This is a genomic window from candidate division KSB1 bacterium, assembly GCA_022566355.1.
Lineage (GTDB): Bacteria > Zhuqueibacterota > JdFR-76 > JdFR-76 > DREG01 > JADFJB01.
Map to the genome: position 1 here is coordinate 1 of JADFJB010000104.1, position 16,555 is coordinate 16,555.

At 42.3% G+C, this 16,555-nt stretch carries 12 protein-coding genes and 1 pseudogene; 5 read left to right on the forward strand and 8 right to left on the reverse strand.

Going from position 1 to position 16,555, the window contains the following annotated elements:
- Window positions 1–69: 69 nt before the first annotated feature.
- Together IIC38_15685 and IIC38_15690 are read right to left on the reverse strand one after the other, a co-directional pair.
- Window positions 70–753 carry a hypothetical protein gene (locus IIC38_15685; protein MCH8127378.1) on the reverse strand — a complete coding sequence of 228 codons (684 nt, stop codon included), beginning with the start codon at window positions 751–753 and terminating at the stop codon, window positions 70–72.
- Window positions 754–908: 155 nt separating this feature from the next.
- On the reverse strand, window positions 909–2,819 hold the full coding sequence (locus IIC38_15690; protein ID MCH8127379.1) for a DUF1800 domain-containing protein: 1,911 nt from the start codon (window positions 2,817–2,819) through the stop codon (window positions 909–911).
- Between the two features lie 630 nt (window positions 2,820–3,449).
- Between IIC38_15690 and IIC38_15695 the strand changes: the two genes are divergently transcribed.
- The 5 genes from IIC38_15695 (at window position 3,450) to IIC38_15715 (ending at window position 8,925) form a co-directional block, all read left to right on the forward strand.
- Window positions 3,450–4,985 carry an alpha/beta hydrolase gene (locus IIC38_15695; protein ID MCH8127380.1) on the forward strand — a complete coding sequence of 512 codons (1,536 nt, stop codon included), beginning with the start codon at window positions 3,450–3,452 and terminating at the stop codon, window positions 4,983–4,985.
- Window positions 4,986–5,016: 31 nt separating this feature from the next.
- Entirely contained in the window at window positions 5,017–5,235 is a 219-nt protein-coding gene (locus IIC38_15700; GenBank protein MCH8127381.1) for a BrnA antitoxin family protein, read from the forward strand.
- A 67-nt stretch (window positions 5,236–5,302) separates the two neighbouring features.
- A complete protein-coding gene (locus IIC38_15705) occupies window positions 5,303–5,491 on the forward strand; it encodes a hypothetical protein (GenBank protein MCH8127382.1) in 189 nt (62 codons plus the stop codon).
- Between the two features lie 190 nt (window positions 5,492–5,681).
- Complete coding sequence (gene cfa, locus IIC38_15710) at window positions 5,682–6,830, forward strand: cyclopropane fatty acyl phospholipid synthase (GenBank protein ID MCH8127383.1); 1,149 nt, start codon at window positions 5,682–5,684, stop codon at window positions 6,828–6,830.
- A gap of 469 nt (window positions 6,831–7,299) precedes the next feature.
- On the forward strand, window positions 7,300–8,925 hold the full coding sequence (locus IIC38_15715; GenBank protein ID MCH8127384.1) for a calcineurin-like phosphoesterase family protein: 1,626 nt from the start codon (window positions 7,300–7,302) through the stop codon (window positions 8,923–8,925).
- Between the two features lie 91 nt (window positions 8,926–9,016).
- Here the strand turns inward: IIC38_15715 and IIC38_15720 are convergent, their stop codons facing one another.
- From IIC38_15720 to IIC38_15745, 6 genes and pseudogenes are all read right to left on the reverse strand, one after another.
- A complete protein-coding gene (locus IIC38_15720; protein MCH8127385.1) occupies window positions 9,017–9,283 on the reverse strand; it encodes a type II toxin-antitoxin system Phd/YefM family antitoxin in 267 nt (88 codons plus the stop codon).
- Window positions 9,284–9,755: 472 nt separating this feature from the next.
- A complete protein-coding gene (locus IIC38_15725; GenBank protein MCH8127386.1) occupies window positions 9,756–11,222 on the reverse strand; it encodes an insulinase family protein in 1,467 nt (488 codons plus the stop codon).
- Between the two features lies 1 nt (window position 11,223).
- Window positions 11,224–12,597, reverse strand: coding sequence for an insulinase family protein (locus tag IIC38_15730; protein ID MCH8127387.1), 1,374 nt, complete (start codon window positions 12,595–12,597; stop codon window positions 11,224–11,226).
- A 323-nt stretch (window positions 12,598–12,920) separates the two neighbouring features.
- Window positions 12,921–14,285 carry a PQQ-like beta-propeller repeat protein gene (locus tag IIC38_15735; GenBank protein ID MCH8127388.1) on the reverse strand — a complete coding sequence of 455 codons (1,365 nt, stop codon included), beginning with the start codon at window positions 14,283–14,285 and terminating at the stop codon, window positions 12,921–12,923.
- A gap of 339 nt (window positions 14,286–14,624) precedes the next feature.
- Window positions 14,625–15,509: a hypothetical protein gene (locus IIC38_15740; protein MCH8127389.1), complete on the reverse strand. Its 885-nt coding sequence runs from the start codon at window positions 15,507–15,509 to the stop codon at window positions 14,625–14,627.
- Window positions 15,510–15,722: 213 nt separating this feature from the next.
- Window positions 15,723–16,409, reverse strand: a pseudogene (locus IIC38_15745) (amino acid permease).
- Between the last annotated feature and the right edge of the window lie 146 nt (window positions 16,410–16,555).

The window sequence follows — 16,555 nt, forward strand, 5'->3', positions numbered from 1 at the left end:
AATGGTGAGTTGAGGTATTTTGCCCCGTTAGCCCGCCGGTAATTTTTAATTTAACTTCCGATAAGATTTTCACTGCATCAAAACTATCCTGCCCAGTTCCCCTAATAGCTCCTGGCTGGACTGCTCATACAATTCCTCAAACGTTTTTCCTGCGGTTTTGGCAATATTTTTAGATCGCCTTAATTGAACGCCAAAATCCTCCAATTTAGAGACTACAAGGGCAGGTGCATCGCCATAAAGGGAACGTGGCATAGCCGAAGTCATGGCCACAGCTCGGAATGGCGTTGCTTCATGGCCCAACAAACCGACCGCACGATTTAGCCAACCACTGGCAGTGCCTTTGCGAAATGGCGTGCCGGATTCCATGTAATCTTGTGCATCAAAATGAGAACGGGTTTTGTTAGGAGAACCGACGCCGTGAATGATGCCCAATCGTCCTTCTTTAAAAAGTGGAATAAAGGAAGAAAATGCAGGATGAATGCCAAATCCTCCTTCGATTTCGATAAGAGAATTACTGCCTTGATTTACAGACATAGCGAGTCTGGGCCGTAATTTTTTTAATCCGGCATCCGTCAGGGGAGTGACAGCCATTAAGCCATCCATGGCGCCCCTCTGGAAAATATTTACCAGTACTTTCTTTCGTGGGCCAGTGGCAGCATTAGCTGTACGAACCAGGAATTCCGGCATGCCACCCCAGCCGGTTGAAAATAATGCCAAACCCCCGGCTTTTAGAAATGCTCTTCTCGACCACATAATATCATTCTCCTTTTCAAAATCACAAATGACAATTATCAATTATCAATTATCAATTTCAAATGAACCAAACTCAGAGTTGCCAAAGTATAGATTTGAAAATTGGTTATTGGAATTTACTGTATTTTGATTTTTGAGATTTGGTCATTCATCTGTCATCTTCTCTGAAATTCAGGCGATCCTAAAATGATACCCACTACCTGGGCCAATTGCTTTTTGGATTCCTTCTTTGTCGATTTATTTTTCTCTGCTATATTCGTTTTTCTTTCTTCCATTTCAAATTGTTCTTCACTTTTTTTCGAATGAACCCGGGATTGATTCGCACTTTGACTGACTTTCTCAGCTAGCTGTGGATTTGCAACCATCGGTTTCAACAAGCGCAAAGTCTCTGTAAGATCCCTTTCCGGCAATAAGAGGTTGGCATATCTTTCCAGGGCGGCTTCGACGGATTCCGGCTCTCTGTTTTGATTGAGGCCGGCCAAATCGAAGTTTATTCCGCGTATTTCACCCATAGCCAATGCAAGACCAAAATTCATTCGATTGAGTAACGAGCCGGTATTCACCCAGGCTTCTGCTTTATCCGGATAACCAGTGGGCGCCTGGTAAGCATAAAGAGGTTGACCCATTTTTGAGATCTGCTCGATCAGTTGTCGCGGTCGCCAAATTTCCGCATCCAGAGCTCGAATAGCGCTGATTGCAAGTTGAAAAGGCGATTTAATTTTTGACCTTCGCACACTCTTATCCCAGAATTCAGGAGATTCAACCAGGGTAATCAAAAGTTCCCGGGTATTGCCATCGGTTTCAAGATAGGTTTCGCTTAAACGATCTACTAAAGCTTCAGGTGGATTATCGGATACAAAGTACGTGGCTATTTTCCTGGATATGTGTCGAGCCGTTGCCGGATGTTTGGATAACAAGCCTAAAATTCGCTCACCTTCATCCATTCCTCCACCAGCGGAAAATTTCTCGCCGAGGATTGTTTTTTCTGTAGCATCGTGGGCATCTGCCCGGAAAAGAAATTCTCCCTGCTGTATAAACCCAACTCTTTTACCCCGCTCCAATCTTCTGTTCATTTGTTCCCGACGCTGACCAGGAGGGAAAACTGTCCAGCCGGTAAACGCCCTGGCAACTTCCACAACATCTTCCTGGGTATAGCCGCCATCGACGCCAAGTGTATGCAACTCCATTAATTCACGGGCATAGTTCTCGTTTAATCCCCTTCTTCTTCGCCGTTGATTGTTATTGCTTTGCTGCATTTCGTTTTGCTGTCGATTCGGTTGCCGGTTAAAACGGTTATTGCTCCTTCGTCCCCTCTGCTCTCTAAACTGGTCCATGTTGTAAGCCATCGTGGTTTTTATTCCTTCGGCTGCAGTAGATTGCGCATTGTCCAGGTAAAGCAGCATGGCGGGATGTTTTGCCGTGGCTTCCAGCAAGTTCTTAAACTCACCAAAAACATTGGGCCGAATAGCATCACGTTCATAAGACAATACATAACCACGACATTGATTATCCGTGATGGACACATTAAAATGGTTGAACCAAAAATCCGTCAGCAATTCAGTAAGCTGATTTTGGCTATACACCGCTCGATACACCTTTTGCGTCAACATCTGACCGATCAATTCACGCTGTGAACGATAACCTTTTTTCTCATAAATGGACATCACTATTTTCCTGAGTTCCCCGCGATCGCCAGTCAAGTCCATCGAATCTATGATGCCTTCCCGGCGGGCCATATTCAAAATCATACCAAATCCAAGATAGGTTGAGGCGATTTCACCCGCAGACATCTCCAGTGTCTTCAGGGGTTGTAAGCGACGCTCTAAAATTGCATCATCAAGATTGCCATTTAACTGGGATATAAACCAATTTTCCAGTCCCATTTCAACAACTCGGTCCACATCGCCAATTCTAGGCCCAAAAGTAAATCGATCTAATAAATGTGCGGCTGCCTGGCGTTCTGTTAATCCTAATTCCCGGTAAGGCATATTTACTTTATTTTCCGTAAAAGCAAGATTGATGGATATACTAAATAGGAGAAAGAATTGAAACAGTTTTGCTTTCATAATTTTTACCTCAAAAACTTAAAAGAAATTTTTTCATATTTGGTCATTTAATACAAGATGAAAATCCATTGGGTTCAATTTACAAAGGGCTGAATTAGATAATGTTTAACCAGAACAAATTCAACGCCATAGGGCACTGGCAGCAATAAGAGCCCATCAATCGTTAGTGACTACGCTGAACATTTATTAACCTGATCTATTCATAGCGAAGCTCAAGGTTGCAAACAAAAAATATACTTTAACAAATCTAGATGTTCATTTTTAGACAGGATAAACAGGATTATCAGGATAAAAATCCAGTATATCTTGTTAATCCTGTCAAAAAAGAAAAAACAGCTATTAAAAAGTTTGTTCAAAATACAAAGTTTTACGCTGTAATAGCATAAACCTTATCACTTTCACTTTAAGCTTAAAACCATAACTCATGAATTATCGAAGTTAATGATCGTAAATGAATCTGAGAATATTTGGCTTAAAAAGAAATTTGCAAATGCACTCTTTTTATAACTACACTCTTCCGGAATATTTCAATAAAATCAATGAACGACTACGCAGTTATAACTCCCATGAAAATTTCATTTTCTACAATAACTAAATCTCTATGGATAAACAAATAACAAGGAGAGTACAATGATTCGTAAATACATTCCTTTCATATTAGCCATCTTTTTTCTGCTAACCATTTCATCTACTAATGCTCAACAATCCTCCAATGCCGGAACCTCTAAAACTACTTTTCACAATGCCGTTGCCAGGAGTCCCGAACCCGGCACGATTTTTCTATACCCTGAGCGTATCAAATTGAAGGAAGGTGGTTTTTTCAACGCCGAACGTGGGATGATGTTTGTGCCTTTAAATCGAGCCAAGCAGAACAGTGATGTGATTGCTGTCGAGGTTTACCGTTTTAGCAGATCAGAGAAAGCCGATCCGGAAACTCCACCCATTTTCTATTTGCACGGTGGACCCGGTTTTAGCGGACTGGAGCGACCCCTGGATAGGATGGGAACTTTTGAGAGGCGCTGGCAACCTTTCCTGGATGTTTCAGATGTGGTTGTAGTGAGCCAGCGCGGAATCGGACCGTCAAAGCCAACCACGATTATCGAAGCTACGACCAAGCCTCAGCTGCCGGATCAGCCCTATGACGATAGCAAAGCGATTGCCGATATCCAGCAAGTACTGGCTAACGAAAAGGCAGCCTGGGAAGAGCTGGGTTTGGATTTAAGCGGTTTCACGGTAATCGAAGCGGCAGCGGATGTGAACGATGTGCGAAAAGCGTTGGGTTACGATAAAATTGTGATCTGGGGCGGCAGCTTCGGCTCGCATTGGGGAATGGCCATCATGCGTTATTATCCGGAGACTGTTGAACGCGCGATTCTCCGCGGCATGGAAGGTCCGGATCATACCTACGATCATCCCGGTCATTTATGGAAGGTTTATGAACGTGTCGCTGCGGAAGCCGAAAAAGCGCCAGCCTTAAAAGGAAAAATTCCAAAGGGTGGACTGATTGTGGCAATTGAAACCGTGATTGCCCGGGCCGAAAAGAAATCTTTTAAAGTGAAGCCATCCAGTACAAAACTAGAAATATTATTTGATGCAGAGTCCATTAAACGATTAGCAAGAGGTTACTCCGGCAGTTTACGCAGTTGGCCTGCGGATGTTATCACCCTGTATAACGGCGATTTCAGCATGGCTGCCGAACATGTGGTTCGCAGGTATCTCTATGGCGGAAGAAGTTTCCCAACCGCAAGCTATTATATGCTCGACTGCGGTTCCGGCATCACGGCAATTCGCCTTGCAGAATACGACTCGGATCCAGCAATGAAAATTCTGGGTAGGATGAACTGGGGATATACAGCCGGTTGTTCGGTCTGGGGAAGTGACCTGGGAGATGGATTTCGCAAAAATTTTGAGACCAATATCCCTACGGTTATTGTGCATGGCACCTGGGATACCTCGACTCCTTATGAGAATGCGCTGGAATTGGTTCCTTATTTCAAAAATAGTAAATTCATCCCGGTAATCCGTGGACCGCACGGAGCGCTCCAGGCGGCCATGCGGGTGTCCGAATCCTTTAAGCAAGGCATCATGAAATTTGCAGCAACCGGTGACATGTCCGGATTGCCTGATGAGGTTGACATGCCGCCGGTGGAGTGGGTTGTGCCGTAGATGAAGAACATGAGTATTTACGAGTGAGAAAATGAGAGACCATTACGATTTTTCCAAAATGAAAGGGCGTAAAAATCCCTCCATAAAGTATTTGATGCAACCAGTAACTTTGCATCTTGACCCGGATACTATCGCTTATTTCAAGTCGATGGCGGAAGAAACCGGTATTCCTTATCAAAGCCTGATCAATCTTTATCTCCGCGATTGCGCAGTTAATAACCGCAAATTACAAATGAAATGGGAATCTTAACGAAACCGCACTCCAATCGTTGAATTCAGTAACATTCATGTATTTCATAATTTTGTAGAAATTCCGCTTGTGTAGTGGATTGTGGCCATTAATTACACGAATAGACCTCACGATTGGCTGGCGGCTTACAAAACTGATGGCGCTCAGGTCTTCCGGAATTGCAGAATTGCTACGTGCGTCGGCTTCGTCCCTGGGATTCTACCTCAAAGCATTGACCATACCCCAATGTATGATCATTGAAATCGATACAACCTAAATCTTAATTTGTTATTACTGGTTGAATCAATAATATTTTTTGAGTACAATAAAATTTTTATTAACGCGCCAGTAGTTCTAGTGGATCGGAACGATAACCTCCGGAGCTATAGGTAGTGGGTTCGATCCCGTCACTCGCTCTAAAAGATAGAGATGTTATTACACCTAAATAAATTTGATAGGGTATCACTATGAAAACAATTCAACTTGATAGACAAAATACTCATCAAACTCCAAATGTTCGGAAGGCAGAAGAACTTCTTGCTCACACAGACATCCAACTTAATGGGGATAGACCCTGGGATATTCAGGTCCACAACCCGGAATTTTATCAAAGGGTCTTGTCAGGAGGGTCTATCGCATTAGGAGAATCTTATATGGATGGTTGGTGGGACTGTGAAGCCCCGGACCAGTTTTTCCACAAATTGATTATGGCCAGGTTAGACAGTAAAGTGATACCGCTGTCGTGGAAAATCAATATTTTAAAAACCAAAATTCTTAATATGCAGACCAAGTTAAAATCCAGAAAATCAGTTGAGAAGCATTATGAATTTAGTACTGACTTATTTATAAGTTTTTTAGATCCCTATAACCAATATACGTGTGCTTATTTCAATGATACTGATGACCTCGATATTGCGCAGGAAAAAAAGTTAGAATTGATTTGTAGAAAACTCATGTTATCTCCGAAAGACAAAGTTTTAGACATAGGTTGTGGCTGGGGCGGTTTTGCAAAATTTGCGGCGGAAAGATACCAATGCCATGTTACAGGCCTAACAATTTCTGACAAGCAATTGGAATATGCAAAAAAAATCTGCGACGGACTACCCGTTACGATTATCAAGTCTGACTATCGAGATTATAAAGGTACGCACGACAAGGTACTCGTGTGCGGCATGATTGAGCATGTGGGATATAAAAATTACAAAACCTTGATGCAAACTGTTAATCATTGCTTGAAGGAAGAGGGCCTGTTTTTATTGCAAACTATTGGGAATAACATTTCGGTCACGACAACAGATCCATGGTCTAATAAATACATATTTCAAAACGCAGTGATACCCTCTGCAAAAGATATTACCACAGCCGCAGAAGGATTGTTTGTGCTTAACGATTGGCACAGCTTTGGAGCTTTTTATGACAAAACGCTGATGGCATGGCATCGGAATTTTAAGAAAAACTGGAATAGTATCAAAGATAGTTATGATGATAGGTTCTATCGTATGTGGACATTTTATCTTCTCAGTTGTGCCGGTAGCTTTCGAAGCAACAAAAGCCAGTTGTGGCAGATTGTGTTCTCGAAAAGAGAAAGGAAAGCTGGCTACCAAAGCATACGTTGATTTTTTCTTTAGCAAGCAAAACAGTTTGTTCGTGATTTCAATATTCCTGAGTTCGATGTTACCTATGAGAATGGCAAACTTGGCATGGGGTTTTCGCACCCTTCTGAGCTGGTCGGCGATCTGGAACACTGGCAGTATGATACTTTGTAGCTCGCTGGCAAACGCACCCTACGTGAATGTATTATGTACCGTACTTATTCTTAAAAATAGGCACTAGCTTTAAGACCATCCTTTCCATAATGAAATCTTATTGTTTGGAAAAGTTATCATTTCCGCTTACATTTTCAAATCGAAAAGTATGCATCTTTATGATGAACCAAAAAAGATTGCCATAAAGCTATATAGAAAAGGCACAAAAGATTCTGAGAAAAAGAAAAAGTTAGAATCTTTGTAAACTTATGTGCCTGCTTTGGGTTCTTAAAGTTCAAAAAATTCTTGTCGATCTGAGGTATAAATCAAGGAGAACAGAATGATTCAAAAATTTAAAAGAAGAACATCCGGGACAGAGACTTCTCTTTGCGTTGCCATAGTCATTAGTTTTTTCTGTTTATGTGCTCAAACAACTGCAAAAAACCTTGGCCTTCTTGATAAGAAGACAGCCAGAGGAACTGTCTTCGTAGACATAAATAAAAATCTAAAATTGGATGCCGGCGAAAAAGGCTTACCGGGTGTGCTGGTTTCAAATGAAAGGGAAGTTACTCAAACAGATGTTGATGGCAAATATGAAATTTCGCTCGCAGAGGAAACCATCCTTTTTATTACCAAACCGGCCGGCTATGCGGTTCCACTCGATAAAAATAATCTACCACAGTTTTATTACATTCATCATACAAGGGGATCGCCAAAACAAAAATTCAGCGGTATTGCCCCTACCGGCGAATTGCCGGAATCCATAAACTTTCCTTTATTTAAGGTCGATGACCCAACCGAATTCGATATGCTGGTGTTCGCCGATACACAGCCTAAAACACAAGAGGAAGTCGATTTTGTGCGGGATGATGTCGTCGCCGAACTGGTGGGTATCGATGCGGTATTTGGCGTGACGCTTGGCGACATCATGTATGACGAGCTCGACTTATGGGCCAGGCAAAATCAAATCATCGCTAAACTTGGTATCCCATTCTACAATGTTGCCGGCAATCATGACATGAATTATGACGCCGTGGATGACCAGTATTCCCTGGAAACGTTTAAAAGCTTATTTGGCCCTGCTTATTATTCTTTCGATTATGGTGAAGTCCATTTTGTTGCCTTTGACGATGTGGAATACCAGGGTTGGGATCTACAAAGTAGCAGTCCAAAATACCAGGGAAAAATCGGGGAAAAGCAGCTTGAATGGCTGGCCAACGATCTTGGTTTTGTCGATAAAAACAAGCTCATTGTGTTTATGATGCACATCCCTTTTTACAATTCACAATCCGCTAGTCCGGGGGTGAACGTTGTCGATCGGGATAAACTCTTCGACATATTTAAAAACCGCAAATACTTACTGGCGCTTGCCGGTCACCTGCACCAGGTTCGCCATGACTTCCTGGACGAAAAGGCTGGTTGGCTGGGTGAAAAACCGCTGGATTTAATTGCGTGCGCGGCTGTATGCGGCTCCTGGTGGAGCGGCCCGAAAGATGAGCGTGGCATTCCGGTCGCTGTGCAAACAGACGGAACGCCAAACGGTTATCATATTTTCAGTTTCAAAGGAAACCAGTGGACCGAAAAATTCTATGCGGCGGGAAAAGACCGAGATACCCAAATGCGTATTATAAGTCCCGTTGGCACTATAGCACAATCGGATCTTGATTCTTTGAACGTATTGGTAAATGTATATGATGGCAGCGCTCGCTCTAAGGTGACCTATCAATTAAATGGCACCGCTGCCACTGACATGAAACGACTATCTATGGAAGATCCATTTTTTGTTGAGCTGATCCAAAATCACAAGCAGTCGTTTAAATCGTTTGTCAGGCCAGGAATTTCCGAGCATATTTGGTCTGCGCCTATGCCCAAAAGATTACCTGCTGGAATGCATGTCATCATAGTAGAAACGGTTGATCGATTCGGCAACAGGTATACAACCAGTTCGATCTTTGAGGTGAAATAAATTAGAAAACTCTACTATAAGCCACGGATTCACACGGATTATCACTGATGGTATCAATAAATAAACTGTTTATCCGTGTCGATCTGTGGCCTCAATTTCTTTCCTCGTTAATATTTTTCAGCAAGTCTTTGGCATTTACTGTTTTGCCAGATTGATGTTCTTTTTTCGCCGTTTCAAATTCTTGTTCTAAATGAAAATGTTTTGCTAAAATGAAATCTTGCAGTTCTTCATCATCAATTTTTGATAGCAAAGCATAAGGATGACCATTTTTAGTAATGACAACATCATCATCCTCATTTGCCATTTTAATATATTTTGATGGGGAACGGCTTAATTCTCTGATATTAATAAATTGCATTAAGTGCTCCTAATATTATATGTCAGTACAATTGGCATTACAACATAGCAAAAAAAAGAGAGGCAACCAAACGAATTTATGGGTAAAATGGTTGAGTTCATTCTAAAAAGGTGGGATACCGATTCCATCGCTCTCATAATATTTGTTTTTATGTATCAATTTTTTTAAAAAAGCGATGGCATCGGTTTTTAGAGTAGACTCATGGTTAGAATATACAAAATGCCCACCCACTCATACCGAAACGAATTCACAGGTTTCCCGATCGTTACGCTTGAAATAATAAATTAACCAATCGCTTATGCCGAACTGATCACTAAAATATTATGCGCAGGTTAGTTCCTTTAGATTTGCTGTGAACCGGTTGGTCCAGTAATAGAACATGGTGAGGCATGAAGTTAAAGGATAAGTTCGAACCTGCTCAATTTAGGTTCTGCTACTGTCAGTGAACATATGATGTCAGCATCAACTCATATTACTTGCCAGCCAAAACTGGTGGCTTACCCAAAACATCCTCAATAGTCATCATTTTAATAGAGCCCAATTTAAGGTCACGCACACCCTTCTCAATCTTTTCGCGATCTCCGACAATTATGAAAGCCATTTTATCCGGCACAATATATTTTTGTGCCACTCGTTGGACATCGGCTTTGCTGACACTGAGAATTTGCCGGGTATATTGATTGAAATAGTCTTCGGACAGATTATAAATGACCAAAGTCTCCAATTGATTAGCAATTCCGGAAACCGTTTGAAACCTCGCTGGGAAACGCAATGCAACAAAGTTTCTCGCCCGTTCCATTTCATCGTCAGTGACGGGTTGGAGGATGCCATTCAATTCTTTCATGAATTCCACCAGGGCTTTGTCGGTTACATCCGTCTGAACTGCGGATGAAGCGGTAAAGGGACCGGGCTCCGGGCGAAAACCAAAAGAAGTTCTGGCGCCGTAGGTGTAACCTTTGTCTTCACGCAGGTTTTGGTTCAACCGGGAGGCAAACGAACCGCCTAAAATGGTATTCATCACGACGATTGCTGAATAATCATCAGAAGTTCTTGCAACACCAATCCGTCCGATACGAATTTCGGATTGGGCTGCTCCGGGTTTATCAACCATATAAACCGTTCGTTTTTGAATCTGCTTGGCAGGAGGCAAGGATACCTTCGCTTTTTTCCCGGAAGTCCATTGTCCAAAAACGTTTTCCAATTTTCGTACAACAGATTTAGGGGTTACATCCCCTACAACGATCAGAGTAGCATTTCCGGAATGAAAGTATTTGGTATGAAATTCTTTTAAATCCTGTGTTTTAAATTTTCTCAGACTTTTCTCACTACCAATGGAAGGTATTCCGTAAGGATGGCTTTTACCAAAAAGCGTACGGTCATACAGAACGGAGGCAATATTACGCGCTTCATCATGCCATTGAATCAAGGTGGTTAATCGTTGTTTCCTTTGTCTTTCCAGTTCCTCCTCAGGAAATGTGGGATGCATAGCAATATCCGCCATAAGCTCTAATGCCGGATCCAATTTTGATAAAGGTGTACGAAGCGAAATTTTTGAAGTATGCAGACCGGATGAAGACGAGATGTTTGCACCAAGAAAATCGATGGCATCCGCCAATTCCAGTGCATTTCTTGAGCCTGCACCTTCGTCCATCATCGCGCTGGTGATACTGGCTAAACCCGGTTTGCCCTTGGGATTTAGCACTGCTCCGGCATTTACTAAAAGATTAACCTGAACCAAAGGAACTTCATGCTTTTCCATGAGAAGAACCGGTAAACCATTACTGAGCTTGAAGCTCTGGATTTCAGGCAGGCTCATGGAAGGAGGCGGCGCTAATTTTGGCGGTGAACTGCGATCCGGTTTTTGCGCATTTACCGAAAAAACAACCAGGTTAAAGGTCAAAAATAAGATAATAAAAGAATTACGAACGATACATTTCATTTTAGTTTGTCTCCATTTTAGTTGCTGCCAATTCAGTCTTTCCCTGGGGAACCACACTTAAAACCACGCGGCCGTCATCTCTTAAGTAACTCTGAACGATCGCTTGAATATCCGTTACACCAGCCGCTTTATAACGAGTTAAATCTTCGTTGAAATAATCGGGATTTCCGGTGGCAAAATAATAGCTGTTCAACAGATCGGCTTTGCCGCCAAAGCCGCCAATTCGTTCTAATCGACGTAAAAAACCGGACTCTTGTTGATTAACAGCACGCTGCAATTCTCTATCAGTGGGAGGATTTTCCTTCAATTTGTTGATCTCTTCCTGAATGACGGCCTCTAACTCGCCAAGCGTATGGCCGCTGCGAGCCGTTGCAATGATGTAAAAGGCTGAAACAAGCTTTTTAGAAGCCTGGAACGAAGAAACACTCTGGGCAATTTGTAAATCATAAACCAGACGTTTATATAATCGAGAATTCTTTCCGCCTGTTAATATGTTTGCAAGCAGATCGAATTCAGCATCGCCGGGGGCAAAATGCGCCGGAGTTAACCATACCATAAAAAGCCTGGGAAGCTGCACTTTATCTTCAAGAATCTCGCGCTTTTCCTCGGCCAGATATGCCACAACAGATCCCATCGGCCCAACGGCAGGTCCGCGTGGAATTTCGCCAAACCATTTCTCCACCATTGCTAAAGTTTTAACCGGATCGATATCGCCGGCAATGCTAAGGCTGGCGTTATTCGGGCCATAATACCTTTTGAAAAAATTGACTACATCTTCATAGCTTGCTGCTGAAAGATCTTCCATTGAACCAATGGTCGGCCAGTTATATTTATGTTCGCGAGGGTATAAGTTCTCATCGATGAGGATCCATGCCATGCCATATGGGCGGTTTTCATAGGATTGCCTGCGCTCATTTTTCACCACGTCACGCTGACCATCTACTTTACCTGGAGACATGGCATCCAATAAAAATCCCATACGATCCGATTCCAGGAAAAGCGCCAGATCCAATGCATTGCTGGGAACATCCTCCCAGTAATTTGTGCGATCAGAATTTGTCGATCCGTTATTGTTGCCACCGGCTGCTTCAAGCCATTCATCGAATTTGCCTTCAGGTACATTTCCCGAACCCTCGAACATGATGTGCTCGAACAAGTGGGCAAAACCGGTACGGCCAGGACTTTCACGCCCTGAACCAACGTGGTACCACATATTCACACTGACCATAGGTGTCGAGTGGTCTTCATGCAGAATGACGTTGAGTCCGTTATCCAGAATATGGCGGGAGTATTCGATCTGGATGTTTTTATCCTGGGCTGTTACTAAACCAGTAAGACCAAAAAGTAATAGTGCAATTAACCCATTTCGATTCATGGCATGTTCTCCTTTTTAATAGTGAAAATGATGGAGTAAAAAAAGAAAATGTATATTCAAAATTTCAATTATAAATGAGGTGTTTACGTGGTTTTGGAAATTTCGTTGCGACACTAATTAATGAAGATGTAGAGTTAATCAGTCTGGAAGAATCTATTAAAAAACAGCACCTCACATAGGTCAAAATAGATTCCTTCTGAATGACATTTGTTCGTATTGAAATATGATACTTGGAAGAAGTAACACAATGTTAAACGAAGTCGAAAAAAGGAAGTGTTCCATACTTCGACTCCACTCATTGTTAATTAATTCTGCTACGTTGCTTAATCCGTACCATTACCTATACAATACAAATGCGAAGAAGTCCGGATAAACAGTTGATTCCCGGAAACAACGATGGAAGATAAAGTATAACTGTCATCGAGTTGGTTAGTGGCCAATTGTTTGAACTCCGGCCCTGTCGCTACTACCGAGGTTGCCCCGCGTTCGTTAATAAAATATATTTTCCTATCGACTAGAATTGGCGACGAACTAACAGTTCCTTGCGCGGTTCGCTCAGGTCCCCAAACGACCTCTCCGGTTTTTGCATCGAGAGCCGTGATCTTACCTGCATCATCTACCATATAAAAATATGTACCATCACAAACCGGCGTGGGTACATCCGGCGCTGCGCCGCCGTCCCATTTCCATACCAGGTTGCTTGTGGTTACATCCCCTCTACCTCCAGCCCTTAATGCCAATAGAGGTTTTTTTCTAGTGGGAGCATAGATCATTTCACCTACCACAACCGGTGAGGCAACGATACGATAATTGCGTCGTTTTTCCGGATTCAAACCAGCTGCTCGCCAAAGCTCTTTCCCTGTATTTGGATCGTGGCCGGTGACATAATCTCCACCTGTGATCACAATTTCTGTTTTACCATCATATTCCAACACTGTTGGGGTAGTGTACGCATCGGGAGATTCTGTCACTGCATCAGTAGGCCGTTCCTGACGCCAGAGCTCTTTGCCGTCTTTCGCATTGAACGCGACGATGTACGAGGGATCGTCAGTTTTCATACCGTGCAGTACTTCGATGATGAGCTTGCCATCATATAGTAATGGGGAAGAGGCATAGCCCCAATTCAAACCAAAATCGCCGTACTCTTTTTGCAGGTTCTTTTGCCAGATCTGTTTGCCATCCAAATCAAATGATGTGATCTGACCTGTTCCGGTAACAACCCATAGATGTTTACCATCAGTCACCGGCGAAGGCGATGTGTTATTCTGTTTGTTATAAGTTTTGTTGCCGACATCAAGTTGGCGCTGCCACAATTGTTTTCCATCTGATTTAGAAAAACAAAGTAAGAGTAACTCCTGGCCGCCAGGATTTCGTCTTGGTCGACGGCGTCTTCTACGATTTTGATTTTGCTGTGGTTGCTCTTGAACTGGTTCCGCTTGAACTTCGGTCATAGATGGCGATGTAAGGAAAATTTTATCACCCCAAATAATAGGCGTGCCACCACTCCAGGAAGGAAGCGGAACTTTCCATACGATATTTTCGGTTTCACTCCATGTTGTCGGTAAATTTGTAGCGTTACTGGTACCATTTCGGTTCGGACCTCGCCAATTGGGCCAGTTTTCCTGGGCAATCGAAAAGCCAATCCAAATAAACAGTAGTGGGAAAAGCAGGATTATTTTTCGTTTCATGTTTTTGTTCCTCCAATTTGAACGTAGAATAAATTTTGTTTATCACAAGTTTTATAAGATATGGAATAATAATTCATCTAATACAAATATTTTATTCATAATGTTCAAATTATATCTGGTAAAATAGTTCACTATTATCGATAGACTTTTGAAATAACTATAATGCTGTCATTTCGAGGAGTTTACGACGAGAAATCTTTTAATCTATATAAAAAGATAACTTGCTAGAGACTAAGATTTCTCCTCGCGGAGTTTATCCTGAGCTTAGCCGAAGGGCTTCGTCGAAATGACAATCTGTTGATTTTTCAGAAATTTCCGATCCTTTATTCCTATCTTGGACTATGCGCTGATTTCCCTGGTTAGTGGACGCGTCAGACAAGTAGGTCCACCAGCACCCTTAACACAAATCTCCTGTCCTTTGAATTCATAAACCTCGACTCCCACCGCTTCTAATCGCTTCCTTGTTTGTGGATTTCCAGCTACCATAATGCATTTTCCCGGCGCTACTGTAAGTACATTGCATCCCATAGTTTCAAACTCAGCGTCGGGAACTTCGATGAGTTTCATACCCCGATCTAACAAAGCTTCGCGAAAAGGCACAGGCAGCAAAGGCGAATAAACCAGGAGCTTATCATAGTCTATCGGGCTCAACATAGACATCAGGTGAAATACATCGGTCGATCCGCGCCAATGTGGTAAAGGCACGACGATAAGTTCCTCAATACAATCTCCCAAAAATTCTCGCAGTTGACGAATACCTTCATCATTGGTACGATATCCACGGCCCACGGCCAGGGTTTTGCTGTTAATCCAGGTAACATCTCCTCCTTCGATTCTGCCATTGCCGGAAATTGTACCACAAATCGCTAAATCCAATTTTTGATAATCCTTTTCCTGGGAAGCTGGTTCTGTTTTCCTCGCTGCTTTTCCCATGTTACATAGAATGATCCCTTTATCACAAACAATGGATGCATCGCGTGGATAGATAGAATCTAAACCTGTATTTTTATCTTTTGATAAAAAGTGAAGTTCAATATTAAACCCACTAAGTAAGTTTACAAAAGTTTCATATTCATCCGTAGCTTGAACAAAATCAGGCGGTAACTGATAATAGAGTCCCCGCCACTGGTTGCCAATAATTTCTTGGCTGACAAACGCATCCCTGGCGTGTTTAACCACAATACGCTGTATTTTTCCAACATCAGATTGGTAACTAATTTTCATTTATTTTTCTCAACTGAATTACCTCTAGCTAATTTGAATTGTTCAACACTGAAAAACACCGCAAACAGATTGAATAATAAAAAGAAATTTAAATAATATTTCACAGTTAATTTAGAAAATCCACACTTACAATTTTGATTTAAATTCAGCGGCCTGAGCGGAGTCGAAGGCTGATAATTTTGCATATTTCCTTTAAGATTAATTAAATCGAACTCACTTTAATTTAGAATGAATTTCCTGTTTACCGCGCCATTGAACCCAAACATAAACCGGCACACCGGCCATCAACAATATAAAGCCCAAATAGACTGCTTCCTCTCCCACACCGACAACTGCCCACATCGAATAAAGAAAAGCAACCACTGCCAGTACAGATGAGCCAAATAATTTCCGACCATTAAATTTTTCGGGCTCCTTAATAAAGATCAATAATTCAGCCATTGTTGAAAAAATATAGGGGATAAGACAAGTCAATGTAGCCAATTTGATGGTAAAAGTAAATAATTCTACCAACCCTTTGGTATAATTCAATCCCATTAGCAATGTAACCAAAACACTTGAGATAATAATTCCAATTACAGGTGTGCCATTTTTCGAAATATGGCCGAACGATTTAGGGAAGAGACCATCCTGTGCAGAAGCAAGAGGAATTTGTCCTTGTAACAGGATCCAACCATTCAACGCACCGAAGCACGAGATGATTGCCCCGATACCTACTGCATAGCCGGCCCAATTGCCCCACATGTTCCGGGCAGCATCCGCATAGGGTGCAGTTGAAACAGCCAGGGAAGCCGGGGGAATAACTCCCATTACCGCAACTGTTCCCAGGATATAAATGATTGCGGTGAACACTGTACCTAATATTGTAGCTCTCGGGATGGTCTTTTCAGGATTGATGACATTTTTGAGATCCCGTCACACGCAGGCTGTCGCAGAATGCGCAATATCATTAAAATGTCATTCTGAGCGCCAGCGAAGAATCTTGTTGGTACAGCCCTTAATAACTTGATTATACTAGAGTTACAACGAGTTTCAAACAAGATCCT